Annotated in this window: 13 protein-coding genes, 1 tRNA gene and 1 pseudogene; 3 read left to right on the top strand and 12 right to left on the bottom strand. The window is 40.2% G+C overall.

Going from position 1 to position 19,232, the window contains the following annotated elements; genetic code table 11:
• The first annotated feature begins 90 nt into the window (after nt 1-90).
• Nucleotides 91-579, top strand: coding sequence for a PepSY-like domain-containing protein (locus tag AB3G73_RS05175; RefSeq protein WP_148366618.1), 489 nt, complete (start codon nt 91-93; stop codon nt 577-579).
• Between the two features lie 89 nt (nt 580-668).
• Here the strand turns inward: AB3G73_RS05175 and AB3G73_RS05180 are convergent, their stop codons facing one another.
• The 6 genes from AB3G73_RS05180 to AB3G73_RS05205 form a co-directional block, all read right to left on the bottom strand.
• On the bottom strand, nt 669-2,681 hold the full coding sequence (locus tag AB3G73_RS05180) for an alpha amylase C-terminal domain-containing protein (RefSeq protein WP_148366617.1): 2,013 nt from the start codon (nt 2,679-2,681) through the stop codon (nt 669-671).
• Between the two features lie 18 nt (nt 2,682-2,699).
• On the bottom strand, nt 2,700-3,146 hold the full coding sequence (locus tag AB3G73_RS05185; protein WP_004295843.1) for a YhcH/YjgK/YiaL family protein: 447 nt from the start codon (nt 3,144-3,146) through the stop codon (nt 2,700-2,702).
• 37 nt (nt 3,147-3,183) lie between these two features.
• On the bottom strand, nt 3,184-3,858 hold the full coding sequence (locus AB3G73_RS05190) for a DUF2461 domain-containing protein (protein ID WP_004295842.1): 675 nt from the start codon (nt 3,856-3,858) through the stop codon (nt 3,184-3,186).
• A gap of 277 nt (nt 3,859-4,135) precedes the next feature.
• Nucleotides 4,136-4,732, bottom strand: a complete 597-nt coding sequence (locus AB3G73_RS05195) for an aminotransferase class IV family protein (RefSeq protein WP_234133956.1) — start codon at nt 4,730-4,732, stop codon at nt 4,136-4,138.
• Nucleotides 4,716-5,723, bottom strand: a complete 1,008-nt coding sequence (locus AB3G73_RS05200; protein WP_217722888.1) for an aminodeoxychorismate synthase component I — start codon at nt 5,721-5,723, stop codon at nt 4,716-4,718. The genes AB3G73_RS05195 and AB3G73_RS05200 overlap by 17 nt, the downstream gene beginning before the upstream one ends.
• A gap of 127 nt (nt 5,724-5,850) precedes the next feature.
• Entirely contained in the window at nt 5,851-6,585 is a 735-nt protein-coding gene (locus AB3G73_RS05205) for a hypothetical protein (protein ID WP_148366614.1), read from the bottom strand.
• Nucleotides 6,586-6,871: 286 nt separating this feature from the next.
• Between AB3G73_RS05205 and AB3G73_RS05210 the strand changes: the two genes are divergently transcribed.
• Nucleotides 6,872-6,945: transfer RNA gene (locus tag AB3G73_RS05210), tRNA-Arg, on the top strand.
• A 352-nt stretch (nt 6,946-7,297) separates the two neighbouring features.
• Here the strand turns inward: AB3G73_RS05210 and AB3G73_RS05215 are convergent.
• The gene (locus tag AB3G73_RS05215) at nt 7,298-8,197 is read right to left on the bottom strand and encodes a LysR family transcriptional regulator (RefSeq protein WP_148367375.1); all 900 of its coding nucleotides are present in this window, start codon (nt 8,195-8,197) and stop codon (nt 7,298-7,300) included.
• Nucleotides 8,198-8,338: 141 nt separating this feature from the next.
• On the opposite strand from AB3G73_RS05215, the gene pckA reads away from it, so the two are divergent.
• Entirely contained in the window at nt 8,339-9,931 is a 1,593-nt protein-coding gene (gene pckA, locus AB3G73_RS05220; RefSeq protein ID WP_367743353.1) for a phosphoenolpyruvate carboxykinase (ATP), read from the top strand.
• A 176-nt stretch (nt 9,932-10,107) separates the two neighbouring features.
• Here pckA and AB3G73_RS05225 read toward each other — a convergent pair.
• From AB3G73_RS05225 to AB3G73_RS05245, 5 genes and pseudogenes are all read right to left on the bottom strand, one after another.
• Nucleotides 10,108-10,392, bottom strand: a pseudogene (locus AB3G73_RS05225) (flagellar motor protein MotB); the annotation flags it as partial.
• 38 nt (nt 10,393-10,430) lie between these two features.
• Complete coding sequence (locus AB3G73_RS05230) at nt 10,431-12,479, bottom strand: glycoside hydrolase family 2 TIM barrel-domain containing protein (protein ID WP_367743355.1); 2,049 nt, start codon at nt 12,477-12,479, stop codon at nt 10,431-10,433.
• 1 nt (nt 12,480) lies between these two features.
• On the bottom strand, nt 12,481-13,920 hold the full coding sequence (locus AB3G73_RS05235; RefSeq protein ID WP_367743358.1) for a sulfatase: 1,440 nt from the start codon (nt 13,918-13,920) through the stop codon (nt 12,481-12,483).
• 73 nt (nt 13,921-13,993) lie between these two features.
• Nucleotides 13,994-15,808: a RagB/SusD family nutrient uptake outer membrane protein gene (locus tag AB3G73_RS05240; RefSeq protein ID WP_195650660.1), complete on the bottom strand. Its 1,815-nt coding sequence runs from the start codon at nt 15,806-15,808 to the stop codon at nt 13,994-13,996.
• A 28-nt stretch (nt 15,809-15,836) separates the two neighbouring features.
• The gene (locus AB3G73_RS05245) at nt 15,837-19,226 is read right to left on the bottom strand and encodes a TonB-dependent receptor (protein WP_167511905.1); all 3,390 of its coding nucleotides are present in this window, start codon (nt 19,224-19,226) and stop codon (nt 15,837-15,839) included.
• Nucleotides 19,227-19,232 lie beyond the last annotated feature (6 nt).

Below are 19,232 nucleotides of genomic sequence, written 5' to 3' on the forward strand. Positions count from 1 at the left end.
ATGACCGGGGGATTATTTTATGCACATCACTCAAACAAATATTCTCAAAGGCTGTTTAGTTAGATAAATAATCCTCTAAACTCAAAGCTTATGAAGAAATTTATGATTTGTGCAATCGCATTGTTTCTACTATTATCTACATCTGCCTTTGGAGATACCCCTCCCGGCAATGTACAGTCAACTTTCAAGAAAATGTATCCCAAAGCAAATGGCGTCGCCTGGTCACAAGACGATGGATATTATTGTGCCAACTTTCCAATGAATGGATTTACTAAAAATGTGTGGTTTGACGTCCGGGGACAATGGGTGATGACGCAGACAGATCTTGTCAGTCTCGACCGGCTCACCCCAACAGTCTATAATGCCTTTGTATCCGGGCCATACGCAAATTGGGTGGTAGATAATGTGACAATGGTGGAGTTTCCCAAATGGCAGGCCATTATAGTAATTAAGGTAGGGCAAGATAATGTTGACATCAAATATCAGTTATTCTATACTCCACAAGGGGTATTGCTCAAAACGCGCAACGTTAGTGATATGTATGACATTCTCGGGCCAAGTACCTTTCTGGAAAACTAGGAACTGAATCATAGAACAGGGTAATAAATGAGAAAGCCCCCACAAATATTATTGAATATCTGCGGGGGCTTCTTGATTTAAAAATAAAATTATTTTTTCTTTCTAAGTACTACGGCGGTACGGGCAGGAATATAGAGTTTCAACCACTCTTTCTTTTCCTTCTTGTACAACGGATCGGTAATAGTGAAGTGCACGACAGAGTCGTCTGCCAAACCGTTTCCTCCAAATGCAACATCGTCCGTGTTCAGTATCACTTCATAAGCTCCCGGAGTTACCAGGAATCCATAATCAGTGAACGACTGCTTCGGATTAAAGTTAAAGACAAATATAAGGTCCTTACGTTCGTATGCCAATACCTGATCGCCATCATTATGCCATATTTCCTGAACTGGTGTTGCCTGGAAATCTTTCACACTCTTGATAACTTTCAGCATTTCTTTATCAAAATCACCCATATAGTGATAGGTCAGATTTTTGTTGTCCACCAAATCCCATTGGCGGCGGGCATATTTGCACGACCATCCGTTACCTTCACGCGGGAAATCAATCCATTCGGGATGCCCGAATTCATTTCCCATGAAGTTCAGATAACCTCCGTTGATAGTCGAAGAGGTCAGCAAACGAATCATTTTATGCAAAGCAATACCACGGTTGACAACATAATTTTCGTCTCCCTTCTGCATGTGCCAGTACATATCAGCATCAATCAGGCGGAAGATAATCGTCTTATCTCCTACCAATGCCTGGTCATGACTTTCTGCATACGAAATGGTCTTTTCATCCTGGCGACGGTTGGTTACTTCCCAGAACATGCTGGAAGGTTTCCAGTCTTCATCGATCTTTTCTTTGATTGTCTTGATCCAGTAGTCCGGAATATTCATAGCCATACGATAATCGAAGCCATAACCGCCATCTTCCACTTTGGCAGCCAGTCCCGGCATACCGGAAACTTCTTCCGCAATGGTTATCGCCTTCGGATTTACCTGATGAATCACTTCATTAGCCAGTGTCAGGTAACAAATCGCATTATCATCCTGATGACCATTGAAATAATCTCCATAGTTACAGAAGGCTTCACCCAATCCGTGGCTGTAATATAACATAGAAGTCACTCCATCAAAACGGAATCCGTCAAACTTATATTCTTCCAACCAGTACTTGCAGTTTGACAACAGGAAGTGGATTACTTCATTCTTGCCATAATCGAAGCAGAGAGAGTCCCAAGCCGGATGTTCGCGACGAGCGCCCGGATAAAAATACTGATTCGGATCACCGGCAAAGTTTCCTAATCCTTCTACTTCATTCTTCACTGCATGTGAATGAACGATGTCCATAATCACAGCAATCCCCATCTCATGAGCAGCATCAATCAGTGCTTTTAATTCATCGGGGGTACCAAAACGCGAAGAAGCAGCAAAGAAACTGGATACATGATAGCCGAAGCTTCCATAATATGGATGTTCCTGAATAGCCATAATCTGGATACAATTATATCCTTCTTCAGCAATACGAGGAAGTATTTTCTCGCGGAATTCGTTATATGTGCCCACTTTTTCCTCCTGCTGTGCCATTCCGATATGACATTCATAAATCAACAGCGGATTCGTGTCGGGCTTAAATGTTTTCTTCTTGAATTTATAGGGGTTCTCCGGAGCCCAGACTTGTGCACTGAATATTTTAGTCTGTTCATCCTGTACCACACGTGTAGCCCATGCAGGAATACGCTCGCCTTGTCCGCCTTCCCAATATACATTCAGTTTGTAGAGATCGCCATGATGAATGGCATCTGCCGGCAGATTGATTTCCCAATTGCCATTCTTTTGTTTTTCCAGCTTATAAGCAGCTTTCTCCTCCCAGTTATTAAATGTACCCACCATATAAATATGAGTAGCATTGGGGGCCCATTCACGGAAAGTCCACCCCTTATCGGTGCGATGCAATCCAAAATAAAGATACCCCGATGCAAAATCTGAAAGGGTTTGTTTCCCCTTATTCGTCAATTCAGCTTCTTTGTCTAATACATACTGATGACGCCCGGTAATAGCACCGGCAAAAGGTTCCAGCCAGGGATCGTTTTTTATGAGATTAAGTGTCTTTTCCATATCAGAATTGAATTAGGATTATGCTTTTACTTTTACAATTACTTTCTTCACACCATCCGGAGTGATACCGGGAGCATGACCGTCTTGCGGGAAAAAGATAGCAAACATTCCCGGTTTCACGGCAACGTATGTTTCTGCTAATCCTTCGAAGAAAGTAATATCTTTTTCTGCGTTATAAGGTGCATCTGCCGGAACACAGTCTTTAGCAGCAGTATACCCCATTATTTCTGTTCCCGACAATGGGATTTGAATATCAATAAATTCGTTATGAGTTTCCAGTTTGGCTTCCTCTTTTGTTTTAGGTTTGGTTTGTGCAATATTCACCAACAGATCTTTTCCTTTCAGTTCTGTCTTACCAACTTCCATGGCTTGGAGGTCATGAGACTTCAAGAATTCAATAGCTTGTGCAAACAGAGGGTTTAAAGACGCATATTTCTCCAGATTTTCTAAAGTATCTACTACCATATAAGTTAAATTTTAAAGTTTATATTCTAGGCATTATTTATTCAAAATCATCAATTGTATAATTTATAAAATCGGCAAACCGTTTGAATTGCCGGAACACTTTGTCTATCTGTTCCAACATATCCGGTCGGGTGAAGAAGTTATCGGGAACATTATAAGAGCAAACATATTCTTTACATTTCAAATAATCAATGTACTTGAAATCTTTCGGAAAACCTTTCGGAGCTGTTTTCAGAAAATCCTCTCCTATCACCGGAAAGTATTTCTTAAACTCCGGATCTTCTACGATCGCAACAAACTCTTCGATATTATCATAGATAGATTGTCGCACTGCTTTCAGGATATTGGTAGGCAGGCACAGGCTTCCTCCGGCAAGCATAGAACCATCCGGCTGCAAGTGTACATAATATCCACAATGATCGGACTTCTTTCCTTTGGCATTGATATAACCTCCGAAATGTATTTTATAAGGTGTTTTATCCGCAGAGAAGCGGGTATCCCGGTAAATACGATAAGTACAGTCTTTGGGCTGAATCCCCCGGATAGTTTCATCAAACAAGGAAATACGGGCGATCACTGTTGCCAAAAAGTTGTCGAACTCGGCACGGGCTGTTTCATATTCTGCCTTATGCTCATTAAACCACTCACGATTATTATTCGCGGAAAGATCTTTTAAAAACTGAAAGATAACGGGTATGTTCATCTTTATCATTTTCTATTATTACTCTACAAACGTACAAATTTTATTTCATATAAACTACAAAAGGGGGTAAAAGGACATAAAAAAAGCATCGGCCTGGTAAAACCGATGCTCTAACACATTTATCAAAAAAACAGACTCTTCTGTCTCTGACGTACTTTAGCTTTCACAAGTGAAGTACAATCTCTTTAATTAATCTTATATCTAATACTATGAAAAACACATAAATATAACAGTACAAAAGAGACATTTGTTCAGCAGTTCTCTGTATATTTCAGTTAATTATAGTTTATAGAATTAAATGTTTCTCATTTATAGGCAATATAATGCGTTTCCAGTCAATCATTGCGTTGAATAACATGATATGGGAATAGTCTTTCAAACATATTTGCGGAATGTCTTTCTCAACAATGAGCTGCCTGTCCAGAAATTCGCTTCGTTTCGTCCCACGGAGTAACGGATGAGCCGGTGTGAACCAAGTATCTCCGTCATAGAGAGCAACATTAGCTATAGAGGTATCTGTCAGATAGCCATTTCTCACAATTAAAACATCATCCGCCATTCCTCTTTGAGCGTACAAAGCATTCAGTTCTTCCCGATGCGCACTTTTATAAGTATAATCAATGGTATCAGACACAACCAAATGCAAAGAAGAAACCTGTCGCATCTGATAAGGCGCATACGTAACTTCTTCCACATCTTTTCCATATACAATCCGGCATTTATGAATTCCATTTAAAGTGGGCGGAGATATAAATTCCCGTAAATCCAGCGGAGTGCAGTCTTTCCAAAAAGCTGCACGGGTTTTATTAAAGCGCTCTGTGTGATAATCAAGATTATAAATCTGTCCATCCTCTATCCGGATAGTCTCAATAAATGGGTACATATACTTTCTGTTTCATTTCATTATACTCACTTTCCACATCACTCTGGCAGGTAATCCCACCTCCACTTTTAAAATACATCTTTTCCCCTTCCTGTTCTACAAAACGTATCATAACAGCACTATCTAAATCAATGCCATCAGAATATCCCATAACTCCTGTATAAAATCCTCTATCGTAGGTTTCAGCTTCCTGGATAATCTGCATCGTCTTTTTCTTTGGAGCACCGGTAATAGAACCGGCTGGCAGTAATCTGAAAATAATATCTCCCAAATGCTCCTGATAATTTTCGGGCAATATACCCTGAATTTCAGAACTCGTCTGAAAAATGGCTCCCCGATTAGTCTGTAACCTATCCATATACCGATACCGGGAAACTGACACTCGGCTGGCAACCATACTTAAATCATTACGAATCAGATCTACAATGGTAGCATGTTCGGCAGTCTCTTTCGGATCATTCATTAATAATTGAGCAGCGGAGGGAATTGAAGCATCAATGGTTCCCTTCATCGGATATGAGCTAATTTTTCCCTGATGAATTCTAATAAATATTTCAGGAGAGAAAACCGTAAAACGGTCTTTAACCCATAACTTATAAATCGCTTTTGAGCGAAAATAAATATCTTTCAGAGTGAGATTGGTCTCTACCGGAGTGCGACACGTCAAATTTGTAAGGAAGCTATTTCCTGCCAGGATGTTCTGTCGCACGATATTAAACGAACGTTGATAGGAAAAGAAAGATTCTGCAAAAGGCTGCCAATGTAGTGAAGGCATTGCTTTTGCAGAGTAAGTAGCCATGTCATCTTCATCTGATATGGTCTGATTGGTAAATCCATTCAGATTATACAAAACTTCAGTAGAATCAACAGCAGCAACCTCCTCTATATAAGACACATCTTGTAGATAATTTATAATGAAAATGAAAGGACGATGAAGTTGTCCCAACTGATTCATTCGTTTGATAGCCTGTTCCTTATTATATAAGTGCATAAAATACTTCTACGTTTAGAAAAAGCAAATGTACACAAAAAGTATAGATTAGAAAAAGATAGCAATAAAAAAGGGTTGTCCGACGTGTCATATCGGCAACCCTTTATCATTTATAAGATTGGTAAAATTACTTCATAACAGCTTTTACTTGAGGAAGCATCTTCTTCACATTTTCATTTTCCGGAGAGATCTTAGCAGCTTCTTCCAGATAGTCTAATGCTTCTTTAAATCTACCATCAGCTTTTTCTTTTTCTGCAGCATATTTATCTGCATCAGAATTTGCCAAAGGAGCAGCTTTCTTCAGGATATTAGCGCCATCATTATAGCACAGAACTCCTAAACTGTACAATGCATTTGTTTTATACTGCTTGTGATCCAAAGGAATTACTTTCTTAAAACAGTCTTCTGCTTCTTCTGCTTTTCCGGCTTTCTGTGCAGCAAGTCCTGCTTTCAAATAGTGAAGGCTATAATTCTTTACCATTGTTGTATTCTTAGGATCTACTTTCAATCCTTCTTCCAATGTAGCTACATATTCAGCAGTCTTCTTTTGTGCATCTAAAGCCAAAGCTTTGCGAGCATAAGCATTTCCGATATTGAACTTCTTTTGAATTGCTATATCAAAAAGACTCACAGCTTCCGGATACTTCTTCACAGCATCGGCAGCTATACCACAATAATAAGCGGTTGCAGAATCTTGATTATTCGTTTGTTTCAAATATTCACTGAATTTCGCATACGCTACAGGATAATTTTTAGCATTAAATGCATCATTTCCTTCTTTTTTCAATTGCTCTGGGTCGGTTTGTGCAAAAACATTAGTCACTACAATACAAAATGCAAATAAAAAAATCAATTTCTTCATAACTTTATGTGTTTTTTAGTTGTTTATCGTTCAAAAGTAGAAGTTATAATAGAAAAACACAACCCTATTTTATTTTTTTGAGCTTTTTGAAACCTATATAACGTTCGTTATTCTTCGTAAAAATGGCGTTTTTCTATTTAATACTCCCAAACCATATAAATAAACAAAATTCATCTCTATTATAAACTACTGATTCATAGTCACAAAGAAATATATGAATAAAAAAATGCCGGAAAGTTTTTGAATTTTCATAAAAAGCACTACCTTTGCATCCGCAAATAAGGCTGGTTCCGTAGCTCAGCTGGATAGAGCAACGCCCTTCTAAGGCGTGGGTCAAGCGTTCGAATCGCTTCGGAATCACTTAAAGGATTGATAATTCAAGAATTATCAATCCTTTTCTTTTTATCTAAAGAGTCTCGAATTTCATGCAAACAATTGGAGGGTCACCCCGAAAACGGAGGCCGTTTGAAAAGTTGGGGAATGTGTTTCATTCATTTCCGTACCAGATTTGAACTAATTCATTGTATAGGGGTTTAAACTAAACATTACACAATAAAAAAACTATCTATCATGCTATCATTTATTTTAGTAATATTCTAATTATCAAAAGAATAAATATGATAGATATTTTTCCACTATGTATGACCGAATCCGTACAGTTTCACTCATTTTCGCACTGTTTCATTCATTTCCGAACAGATATAATTCCCAACTAAGCCTGAATAAGGTTATTTTGGGACATTACTTTTTGAATAATCTCAATAAATTTCCGTGTAACCAATTTCTTATACCTACCTTTCAATTGAAACAAGTATACGTGCATTTCTCCTCCCTTTTCTTTCAAAGGCACAGCTTTTAAATCAGGCTGATTATCAACGCTATGCTGTGAAAGAACACTAATCCAATCTCCAGTGCGCACCATTTGCAGCAAAAGATTAGTATCATTTATTTCCGCCATTGGCTGGAGGCTAATCCCGCTTCGAGATGCTACATTTTCTATCACATTGCGGGTATATGACCCAGACTTTAACAGAGCGAGCGGATAATGTGTCAAGGCCTGTATTGATATTTTCTGCTGTGAAGCTAATGGAGAACGACGATGAACAATCACACACAAAGGGTCCGGGCATAAATCTATCTTCTCCGTCAATGACGATAATGCATCCAGCTTATATGCCAAGGCAAAGTCTACCTCATTGTTATGCAACATCGTAGTCATATCATTAATGGAAGTGGACTGTGTGAGTATCAGTTTTATACCGGGATATTCTTTTGAGAAACGGACAATGCTTTCCGCCAGCATGGGACACAGACTGTAAATCACACCAATACGGAGCTCACCTTTATAAATTTGCTGCATATCCCGAAGCTTCTGAATACCCGTTTCCGTTTCGATAATCGACTGCCGAGCATAAGGTAAGAATGCCTGCCCGGCATCCGTCAAATATACTTTCTTCCCTATACGTTCAAAAAGTGGTGTTCCCAGTTCACTTTCCGTTTGACGGATACTTTGTGAAAGGGTACTTTGGGTGATAAATAATTGTTTGGAAGCCTCCGTAAAATTGAGTACTTCCGCCAGTCGGATAAAATATCTAAGCTGCGTCAGTTCCATTATTATTTCCGATATATATCATTAAAAGTATTAATTATGCAAATATAAGACATCGTTTGGAAAGGCTGTAACTTTGCCGTCGATAAATAAATCAGGAATGAAGAAATAAATTTTATATATCAATCATTAATATTTGAAAGTATGGAAAATGTAGATTTAAGCAAGTATGGCATTGTCGGTAATTTTGAGATTGTACACAACCCATCGTATGAACAATTGTTTCAGGACGAAATGAATCCAGCTAATGAAGGTTTCGAGAAAGGTTATCTGACTGATACGGGAGCAGTAGCCGTGAATACTGGTAAGTTCACAGGACGGTCACCCAAAGACAAATATATTGTGAAAGATGCTATTACCGAAAATACTGTTTGGTGGGACGGGGTAATAAACAAGCCTGTTTCTACCGAAATATGGAATGACTTGAAAGCATTATCTCAAAAACAACTTTCTTCTTCAAGAAAGTTATATGTGGTAGATACTTTCTGCGGTGCTAATGAGAATACCCGCCTGAAAGTACGTTTCATTATGGAAGTGGCCTGGCAAGCACATTTTGTCACCAATATGTTCATGCGCCCCTCTTTTTATGATTTGAAAAACTATGGCGAACCGGATTTTGTGGTATTAAATTCTTCCAAGACTGTTAACCCGAATTGGAAAGAACAAGGCTTGAATTCGGAAGTTTTCGTCTGCTTTAATCTGACTGAACGTATGCAGGTGATTGGCGGCACATGGTATGGTGGCGAAATGAAAAAAGGAATGTTCTGTATGCAAAACTATTACCTGCCGCTGCAAGGTATTCCCTCAATGCACTGTTCCGCCAATGTGGGCGAGGCAGGTGATGTGGTGATTTTCTTCGGTTTGTCGGGAACGGGAAAAACTACTTTATCTGCCGACCCGAAACGTTATCTGATTGGAGATGATGAACATGGCTGGGATGAAAATGGTGTATTCAATTATGAAGGTGGTTGCTATGCCAAAGTTATTAACCTGAGCGAAGAGAGTGAACCAGATATCTGGCGTGCCATCCGTCGGGATGCACTGTTGGAAAATGTGACGGTACGTCCTGATGGAAGTGTAGACTTCACTGATAAATCAAGAACAGAGAATACACGTGTATCTTATCCGATTTATCATATCAATAAGATTGTACTTCCTTCCAAAGCTGGTCATGCAAAAAAAATCGTTTACCTGTCTGCCGATGCATTTGGCGTATTACCCCCGGTTTCTATCCTTGACGAGAACCAAGCTCAATATCATTTGCTGAGTGGCTTTACATCCAAACTGGCAGGTACTGAACGGGGCATCACCGAACCTATACCATCATTCTCGCCAGCATTTGGTGAAGCTTTCCTGACATTACATCCCACCATGTATGCAAAAACACTCGTTGCCCGGATGAAAGAACACGGTGCGAAGGCCTATCTTGTAAATACTGGTTGGAACGGTACGGGTAAACGAATTTCTCTCAAAGACACTCGTGCTATCATCGACTCCATCATCGATGGTTCTATTGATGAAGTGGATACGATTCATATTCCTATCATGAACCTGAATGTACCCAAAGCATTGAAAAATGTATCGGAAGACATTCTCGACCCTCGTAATACTTACACCGATGTCAATGAATGGAAAGAAAAAGCAAAGAAATTGGCTGGTATGTATAGGGAAAACTTTAAGCAGTATTGCGATAATGACGCTGCCAAAGCACTTGTCGTTTTCGGACCGCAACTCTGAACCACCTCATCTATCAATCAGATACAGTAGTGCTACTTAATGTTTAAACTTTATTGTAAAGAAAATGAGTTTTATAATTTAGTCCAAATCCTACAAAATCTTATGTTAACCACTTAAAATAAAAGCGATGAATTTGAATTCATCGCTTTTATTTTATCTCTAAGTGAAGGTCTTTTCTACTCTTTCACATCCTCATTAGCAATTGTATCGGATGAAGAACTATCAGGAGCCTGATCAATCAAATCCATGAACTGATCCAGTTTAGGAGTTATAATAATCTCGTTCCGGCGGTTACAAGCTTTTCCTTCTGCCGTATCATTACCGGCTACCGGATTAAATTCACCTCGACCGGCAGCTGTCAGGCGTTTGGGATTTATACCATAAATATTCTGTAATGCCTGGACAACAGATGAAGCACGCAATGCACTCAAATCCCAATTATTACGTATATTTGTACGAGAGAACGTGCCTGATTTTCTCTTAGCTGCAATTGTACCTATCACAATCTACAATGAAAGCTATCGCTCAAAGGTAACTTCTTATTAGTGGAGACAACCTTTATTTCATTTTCACCAGGTTGTAGCTCCACATTTTTCCATTCCAGAATAGCATACGAATCCGGTGTTGCTTTACCATAACTCTTACCGTTTACAAACAATTCGGCTCCTGACTGATTCGTGAAAGCAATAATTGTTTGCAAACGTTGTGTACGCGCCGTGTTACGTTTGCCTGTCAAATAAAGCATTGGTTCTTCCCCATTCCAGTTAGCTTTATAGAAGTAGAAAGCATCTTTACGAACTTTCCGGTCGAAGGTAACCAAACCTTTATCATTAATTCCGGGACGGTCTCCTTCAGTGCGATGTGCAGCGCCAAAATCAAACATATTCCATACAAAGCTTCCCCATACATAAGGGCGGGAAGAGATTGTTTTCCAGTTTTCAATGTGATAATACGTCTGCCAGTTTTCTGGATGCCACCAGCTGGTTGGTACAGTTTTAACCAACGAATCTTGTTGATGGTAAATACTTGCGCCGGCACCATATTCACTGATAGCGATACATATTTCCGGATGATCCTTATGCATTCGATCCAACCATGTCCCCAAATCAGCGGGAGTGCCACCATACCATCCATCATAACGGTTCCAGGCAATAGCATCCGTTATGAAATTCAAATCTCCCATTTGATTACTTGCAGAGGTCGTAAGTCGAGTAGGATCTTCCTGATGTGCCAGCACATTTAATTCTTTGATGTACTCAACCGGATTATCTCCCAACTCCGTCAACTCATTAAATAGCCCCCATACACAAATAGAAGGATGATTATAATGTTGGCGAATCAGCTCTTTGAGCTGTTCCTTTCCGTTGGCACGGAAAGCAGGTAAATCCACAAACCCCTTATCATTATATCCACCAGGGCCCACAAAAGGTATTTCAGCCCATACAATAATACCATTCTTATCCATCAGATCATAAAAATAAGTAGCCTGCGGATAATGCGCCAGACGAACAGCATTCACTCCCATCTCCAACATCAATGCCGCATCTTCCTCATGGTGTTGCGGGCGCAATGCATTGCCCACCTCACTCCTATCCTGATGACGGCAAACGCCTTGAAGAGGCAAGTGTTTTCCATTCAGGAAAAAACCTTTATCAGGATCAATCCGGTAAAAACGAAGCCCCAACGGTTGTGTGACGCGATCTACCATCTGACCATTCCGGGAAAGAGTCACTTCCGCCTGATAAAGGAAAGGGTCCTGACGGCCATTCCATAAATGAGGTTGATCGATTTCAAATGTAAATTCCTGCTGCATTGCTGCGTTTCCAGAAAGATTCACTTTCTTTGTTCCTTCTTTCACCACCCTTTGACCATCTAACAGGCGTACATTAAGCTCTACTTCCCGATTACCACTATCTCCGTTTGATAAATCAACAACAGCACGCACCTTAGCATATTTATGGCTTACACTATCCTGTATCAGACGTACTCCGGGAGAAGCATAATTCAAAGGAGAAATACACGTCTCATCAGTAATCAGCAAATGTACATCCCGATAAATACCTCCATAAAAATTAAAGTCACCGACCAAAGGCATAATATCCAACTGTTCACCATTATTCACCCGTACCAATATAGAATTTTCTTTTCCATATTCCACCTTTCCAGTGATCTCAAAGATAAAAGCCCCATATCCCCCACGATGCTCACCTATATGACGACGATTGACAAACACATCCGCAATGTTATTCACTCCTTCGAAACGAATAAAAAGACGTTTTTCTTTCCATTCGGAACGAATAAATAAATTCTTCTCATAATTGCCAATTCCCCGTTTATAGTCTATCTTACCGGACAAAGCATCCTGTGCATTCCAAGTATGAGGCAAATCAACTCTTACTTCTGTTCCCTTCTGTACCTGATGCGAGAACCGGAAATTCCAATCGTTATTTAACAAGATATCCTGTCGCTGGGCAAACATCGACATACCATAAAGCATAAATAAAACAACCGATACCAAACGGTTGGACTGTAAAAAAACTGTTCTCATATTATTTCTTTAATGATGACTTCTTTATTCTGATAAAAGAAGATAATGATTCGACCTTATTCTTATATTTTTTCTCATCTACCCGGTTCTTGTTTTCCTTCCTGTCAATCTGATGATCAAACAGCATACTGGCTTTCTTCACGTCGCCTTTCATCCATTCCGCATAACTATAACGCCGGTCAACAGCATTATCTCCTCCTTCCCACTGAATATAAACTTCATCTTTCGTCTTAGCTTTCAGATTTTTGAAAACCCCGGCAAAGCTTTGTCCGCTTAACTGTTCAGCGGGAACAGGAAGTTTGCAAAGTTCACATAAAGTCGGGTACAAATCAACAAATTCCACCATCGATTTTGTTTTTCCCTTTTTCATTCCCGGCACACGGACAATCAACGGTACATGAGTAGAAGTATCCATCAGATTATGTTTACCTATAAAATCATGTTCTCCCAGATTCCAGCCATGATCCCCCAACAAAACCACAATTGTATTATCCGATAATCCCAGTTCATCCAATGCATTCAATACCTTGCCGATCTGTGCATCCACATAACTCAAACAAGCATAATATCCATGTTTTACCTCCCGTTGGAAGTCAATATCACTCGTATCCGTAACCCGTGCATACGCATATATCTCGCCCGAATTACGAACCTGCTCCGGTAATCCTTCAGGCCGGAAACGATTGGTAGCCAAAGGTATTTCCTCCCGTTTATATAAATCCCAATATTTCTTTGGAGCATTGAACGGCAAATGAGGTTTCCAGAAACCACAAGCCAAGAAGAAAGGTTTGCCGGTCTCCTTCATCCTTTTCAAGTCACGAATAGCCCGGTTTGCAAGTTTCCCATCATCATAGGCAGTATCAGGAACATCAGCAGATTCACAGAAAGGTCCCCTCATCGTTTTCGGATTAATCGTTTTTCCCGATTCCGAATTCATCCAAAGTTCCCATTTATTATATTCCGCCCAATATACATCATATCCATCCGGATGATTCCGGTAAGGAGCCTCGCTCCACGAATCCGCATGATCGCTGATATGATGAAACACCTTGCCGTCCGAAATAGTATGATAACCATTCCGGGTGAACCATCCCGAAATAGGTATTGCTTCAGGACAATCTTTGCTGGCATAGGCGGAAAAACTAATAAAGCGATCGGGATAATGAGGATATACCCCCGTCAATAAACTAGCCCGGGATGCCCCACTCACCGGAATATTACAATACGCATTCTGAAACAAGACTCCACTTGCCGCCAAACGGTCCATATTAGGAGTTTTCACTACATCCACCCCGTAGCACCCCAGTTCGGGACGCATATCATCAGCCATTATAAAAAGCACATTCATTCGAGATACATCCTGTTGCGCCCGTAATATAGATGAGATGCAGCAAGCTGTTCCACAAAAAAACGCATATTTTACTGATATTCTATTTTTCATTTTCTACCTTAAATTTTCAAGACCTGCAATATACTAAAATATTACAGGTCTTGTGCATCATTTTAATTTAAAATTACTTTGTCCATACCGGATTTTGTTCCAGATTCGTATTTAAAGCCAATTGCTTCAAAGGCAACGGATACAGATAATAATGTTCCTGCCATCCAAGCGGGGTATCAAAGAAATAAACATATCCTTCATCAGCACCTGTGCCACCCGTTACTTTCAAATTCTTGGCCGAAGCCCCTGTCACATAAGCACCTAGCGGTTGTTTGTTAACATAGTCTCCTTTCTTCCACCTGCGCAAATCATCCAGACGGAAACCTTCACCCATCAACTCAACTCGTCTCTCCCTACGCACTTCCCACAAGAGAGCAGGAACGGAAGGATCACGCTTCGGATCAAAAGCATCATTAATATCATTTACCACCATTTTCGCCACATTAGCTCTTGCCCGAAGTTTGTTAATAGACTTATCCGCAGCAGCCTGGTCTAACTTGTTCAATTCGCACATCGCTTCGGCATAATTTACCATCACCTCACCTATACGGAACAGCGGGGCATCTGTTGTATTCACCCCATTCGCGTTGGTAGCTACAGTATGTGTATTATAATATTTCCATACCCAGAAGCCCATTTGGGAAGCATTCCAGCCCTGTCCCCAGTTCATATTCTTAAAGTGAGGTTGTCCTTGCACAGTGAATCCTTTAAAGTTGGAAGACGGCAAACGATGATAAGTTTCACCGGAAATCGTAGCCATTAAATCTATAAATTCTCTGTCCTGTGCATTATCCGTATATTTCCAATCAGCCGTACTGGGTCCGTTTTCTTTCTTCACCATATATGGAGGACAGATCGTCAAATACAACCGGTAATCACGATCACGGAATTGTCCATACATATTCTTATCACCCCCATAATGGCTAGTCGTCGTGCTAACCGGTCGTCCATCCGTACAGAGATAACTGTCTACCGCGTCTTTCGTTGCCTCAATATAAGATTCACCTGTACGCACCATACGGGTCAAACCATGCATCAACTGTCCGGTTTCATAAGCCTTATACAAAATAATACCTGTCACTCCATCCAGTGTTTCCGAATTAAACAACTCATCATATTTAGGATGCACATTCGGATATTGCTTAATCACCTCTTCAGAAGCACGGGCACATTCTTCCAGATAAGTATCTGCCCCCGACAAACCATGATATTTTCTCCAAGTTCCTTCAAATAAAGCAAAACGGGAAATAAGAGCTTTCACCACATACATATTAATTGTATTTTTCCCATCCGCTTCGATATTACTGCCAATATGTGTTTCCGCATATTTCAAATTAGACAGAATATTGGAAGCCACCAGGTCACGACTATCACGTTTTCCATAAAGCTCGGGACTTTCCTCTGTCAAAGCATGCTCTACCCAGGGAATATCACCAAATTTAGAAAGCATCTGAAAGTATTTATAAGAACGGAAGAAATATCCCACACTTCTCCAATGCTCCCTCTCGGTTTCATTCATTTCCGAATGATCGATATTATCAAGCATCAGATTAACACGGCGGATATAATCGTAATCCCAATCTTTAGATTCATCCGTAGCCTTTGCTTTGCGATATGCCCACTGACCTTCATATCCATCCAATCCTTTTATCATGTTATCCGATTCAAAATCACCACGGAAAATTTCATCCGTTTGCCCTGTATCATACGTATATCCGAAGAACACGTTATACAATCCCCATGTATACGTTTTAAAGTTGTCATAAGTAGTAAAGACCGATGCTTCTGTTTGCTGTCCTTTAGGATAAACCTCCAGAAATTCGTCATTCAGACAAGACGACATCAACAAACAAAAACTAACGCTTACACATAGTATATATTTATTCATAATAATTACTCTTTAAGTTGTGAAACAATCAGAATGAAAGGTTTATACCGAACGAATACTGTCTCATATACGGATAGGTAAAACCACGTTGTCCTAAATCATCCGTGACAGAACGTTCCGGATCAAGTCCCTTCGGCAAGTGGTCGAACGTATAAAGATTCTCACCACTGAAGAACACAGCCAGATTATTAACTCCAATCTTACTCATCCACTTGGACGGGAAATTATAAGAAAGTGTTATATTACGAATACTTAAATACGATCCATCCTGTAAATAACGAGTCTGTACACGTGTATTGGCATCTGTATTTCCGGCCGCTTTCTCATAAATACGGGGAAAATAACTATTCGTATTTTCCGGAGTCCAGTAATTCAACTGTGAATCGTAAACGGTAGTCCAAGCATCATAATGTGGATAAAACAGATCGTTCATCACCCATAAATCCCGTTTACCAACTCCTTGCAGCAAGAATGACAGAGAAAAACCGTTCCAACTTGCACTACCATGAATACCATACTGATAACGCCGGGTATTATTACCGATGATTTTACGGTCTCCCGGATCTTTCGTTGTACTGGTACCACTGTTGATAATATTATTACCATCCAAATCTTTGTATAATATATCTCCCGGATTCGGATTATACCCTTCCACTTTGGCAATACCCGGTTTCAATTTACCTTCCGCATCGAAATCATCTACTGTATACAAACGATCGGTTACATATCCCCAGATCTCACCCAGCTCCATTCCTACACGATATGTTTCATTATCATTCTTGTCCTTACCAAATAATCCTGTTTCGTTATTGTATTTAGTAATCTTTGTTTTCGAATCGTAAAGATTGAAACCTAAGCTATATTTCACTTTTCCGATTTGGTCATTCCAGTCAACCGAAACTTCCCATCCTTTAGAACGAAGGTCAGCCGTATTTTGTAAAGGAGCACTTGCACCTAATACACCCGGAAGTTCAGAACCCGGAGCAAGCATACCCTTAGTATCTCTTCTATACCAGTCGAACACCATATTTAGTCTGTTATCCAATAGCCCAAGATCGAATCCGACATCAATTGTCGTAACTTTCTCCCAAGTAAAGCTATTGCTGACCAATGCAGCAGGTTTCAAAGTAGTAACTTTAATACCGGAAACAGTCCAATAAGCCTGTTCAGCATCCATACCGGGAATATATGCATAAGGAGTGATACTCTGATTTCCGATATTACCCCAAGAACCACGCAATTTCAAGTTAGAAAGAACTGAATTCAAAGGTTTCATAAATGCTTCCTCGCTGATACGCCATCCGGCGGAAACAGAAGGAAAGAAACCGAAACGGCTATTCTTCGGGAATTTGGAAGAACCGTCATAACGTCCGTTCGTTTCAAGCAAATACTTGCCGGCAAACGAATAGTTGATGCGATAGAACAACCCTCTTACCGTATAACGTTCAAATTTGTCTTTAGCAAAATAATCACCTGTCGACTGCGAGATAGACGGCAGATCTTCATTAATCATATTCATACGCGACATCTCCGCATAGCGGTAGTCGCTACTTTCCTGATTGAAACCTCCCATCACCGTTACATCATGTTTGCCCCATGAGTTGTTATAGTTAGCATAGAAGTTCAATGCATTATAATCCGTAATACCATTGGAGTATTCATACTTGGAATTGGCAGTGGAAACCTCTTTCACAAAATTGCCTCCATGTGCATAATAGAACTTCTTCTCAAATTTCGTTTTCTCGTTACTTAGATGATTGAATGTGTACTCACCAATCAACTTCACATTCTTCAAAGGACTGATCGTTACCTTTCCGAAAATACGAAGATTATTCTTTTGAATAGTGGTCGGATATGCCAGGTCAATCAAATTACGAGGAGTATTGATCGGTAATTCTTCACCGTCGATATTCATTGTTCCGGTAGGGAAATAAGAAGGGAATGCGACTGCTGCTCCCCATATACCATATCCTCCGGAAGTTTCCGGCAATGAAGAGTTGGAATTCGTATATTTAATATCCAATTCCGGAGTAATCCATGAAAACACATCTGAACGGAGATAAGAAGACACATTGTAACGCTTGTACGTATCTTTATCCGAAGCCAGTACCCCATTTTCATTCACCATACCGAAGGAGAAACGATAAGAAATATCTTTCGTACCGCCACCTACCGAGATATTATGAGTTTGCTGGAAACCAGTCTCCATCATATCATCGAAAAGATCAGTTTCTGCCAAGCTATAACGCAGCCCGTCCACCATTGCATAACCATCCGGATATGCAGACGGATTAGCATTATATTCCTTCAAAAGTCCCAACCAAGTATCTACGTTCTGACCACTTTGATAATTGATTGTCCCCATGTCCTTATAAGCCTGTACCGTTTGGAGCGGAGTAGCCTTGTGAGGCATATTAGCGGGCCTGCTGAAGGAAAAGTTATTTGAATAATTAATAGAGAGTTTAGTTGCATCCGAACCTTTCTTTGTAGTAATCAAAATCACCCCGAAAGCTGCCCGTGCTCCATAAATAGCAGAAGATGCCGCATCCTTCAAAACTGTCACCGATTCGATATCGTTCGGATCGAGCATATTAATATCCATCTCCACGTTATCCACCAGTACCAGCGGTTTTCCATTCTTATCCAGACTGTTGACACCACGAATATTGAAACTCATTTCTTCACCGGGTCTTCCAGAATTACCTGTAATCTGCAAACCGGGCATTGCCCCTTTCAAAGCGTCACTCACAGACACCACCGGACGGTCACCTAAAACATCATCCATCTTCACACTGCTCACCGCACCTGTCAGGTTCGCTTTCTTTTGTACACCGTAACCAACAACTACTACTTCGTCTATTAACCGGGTATCTTCTTTCAAAGTTACATTGAGAGGACGTTGATCTTTTACCACCACTTCCTGTGTGGCATAGCCGATATATGATATGGATAAACGGGCATTCGGAGTAACCATCAAGGAGAAATTGCCATCCATATCCGTAATGGTACCTTCCGTAGAATCGACCACTTTCACATTTGCCCCAATCACCCCTTCACCTGTAGGATCAGTGATCCGTCCTTTTAAGACAAACGCTTTTTTCTGTTCTTTCTGCGGTGTCACTGCATGGAACATAATCACCCGGTTTCCGTTCACTTCATACCTGACGTCCGTTCCGGCCAGCAATTGTCCCATCACATCATTAATAGTACCGTTATTTATATTCACAGAAACTTTCCTATTCAAATCAATGTCATTATTACGAATCAGGAAAGAGTAATTGCCTTGCTTCTTTATTACTTCAATGGCTTCTTTTAAAGTAATATTATCTACTTTCACACTGAAACTTTTACTTTGTACCTGTGCCGATAGCTGGAAACCACCAGTCAAAGCATTTCCTACAGACAAAAGCAGAAGCATTAATAA

This window comes from Bacteroides sp. L008 (genome assembly GCF_040812255.1).
GTDB lineage: Bacteria > Bacteroidota > Bacteroidia > Bacteroidales > Bacteroidaceae > Bacteroides > Bacteroides vicugnae.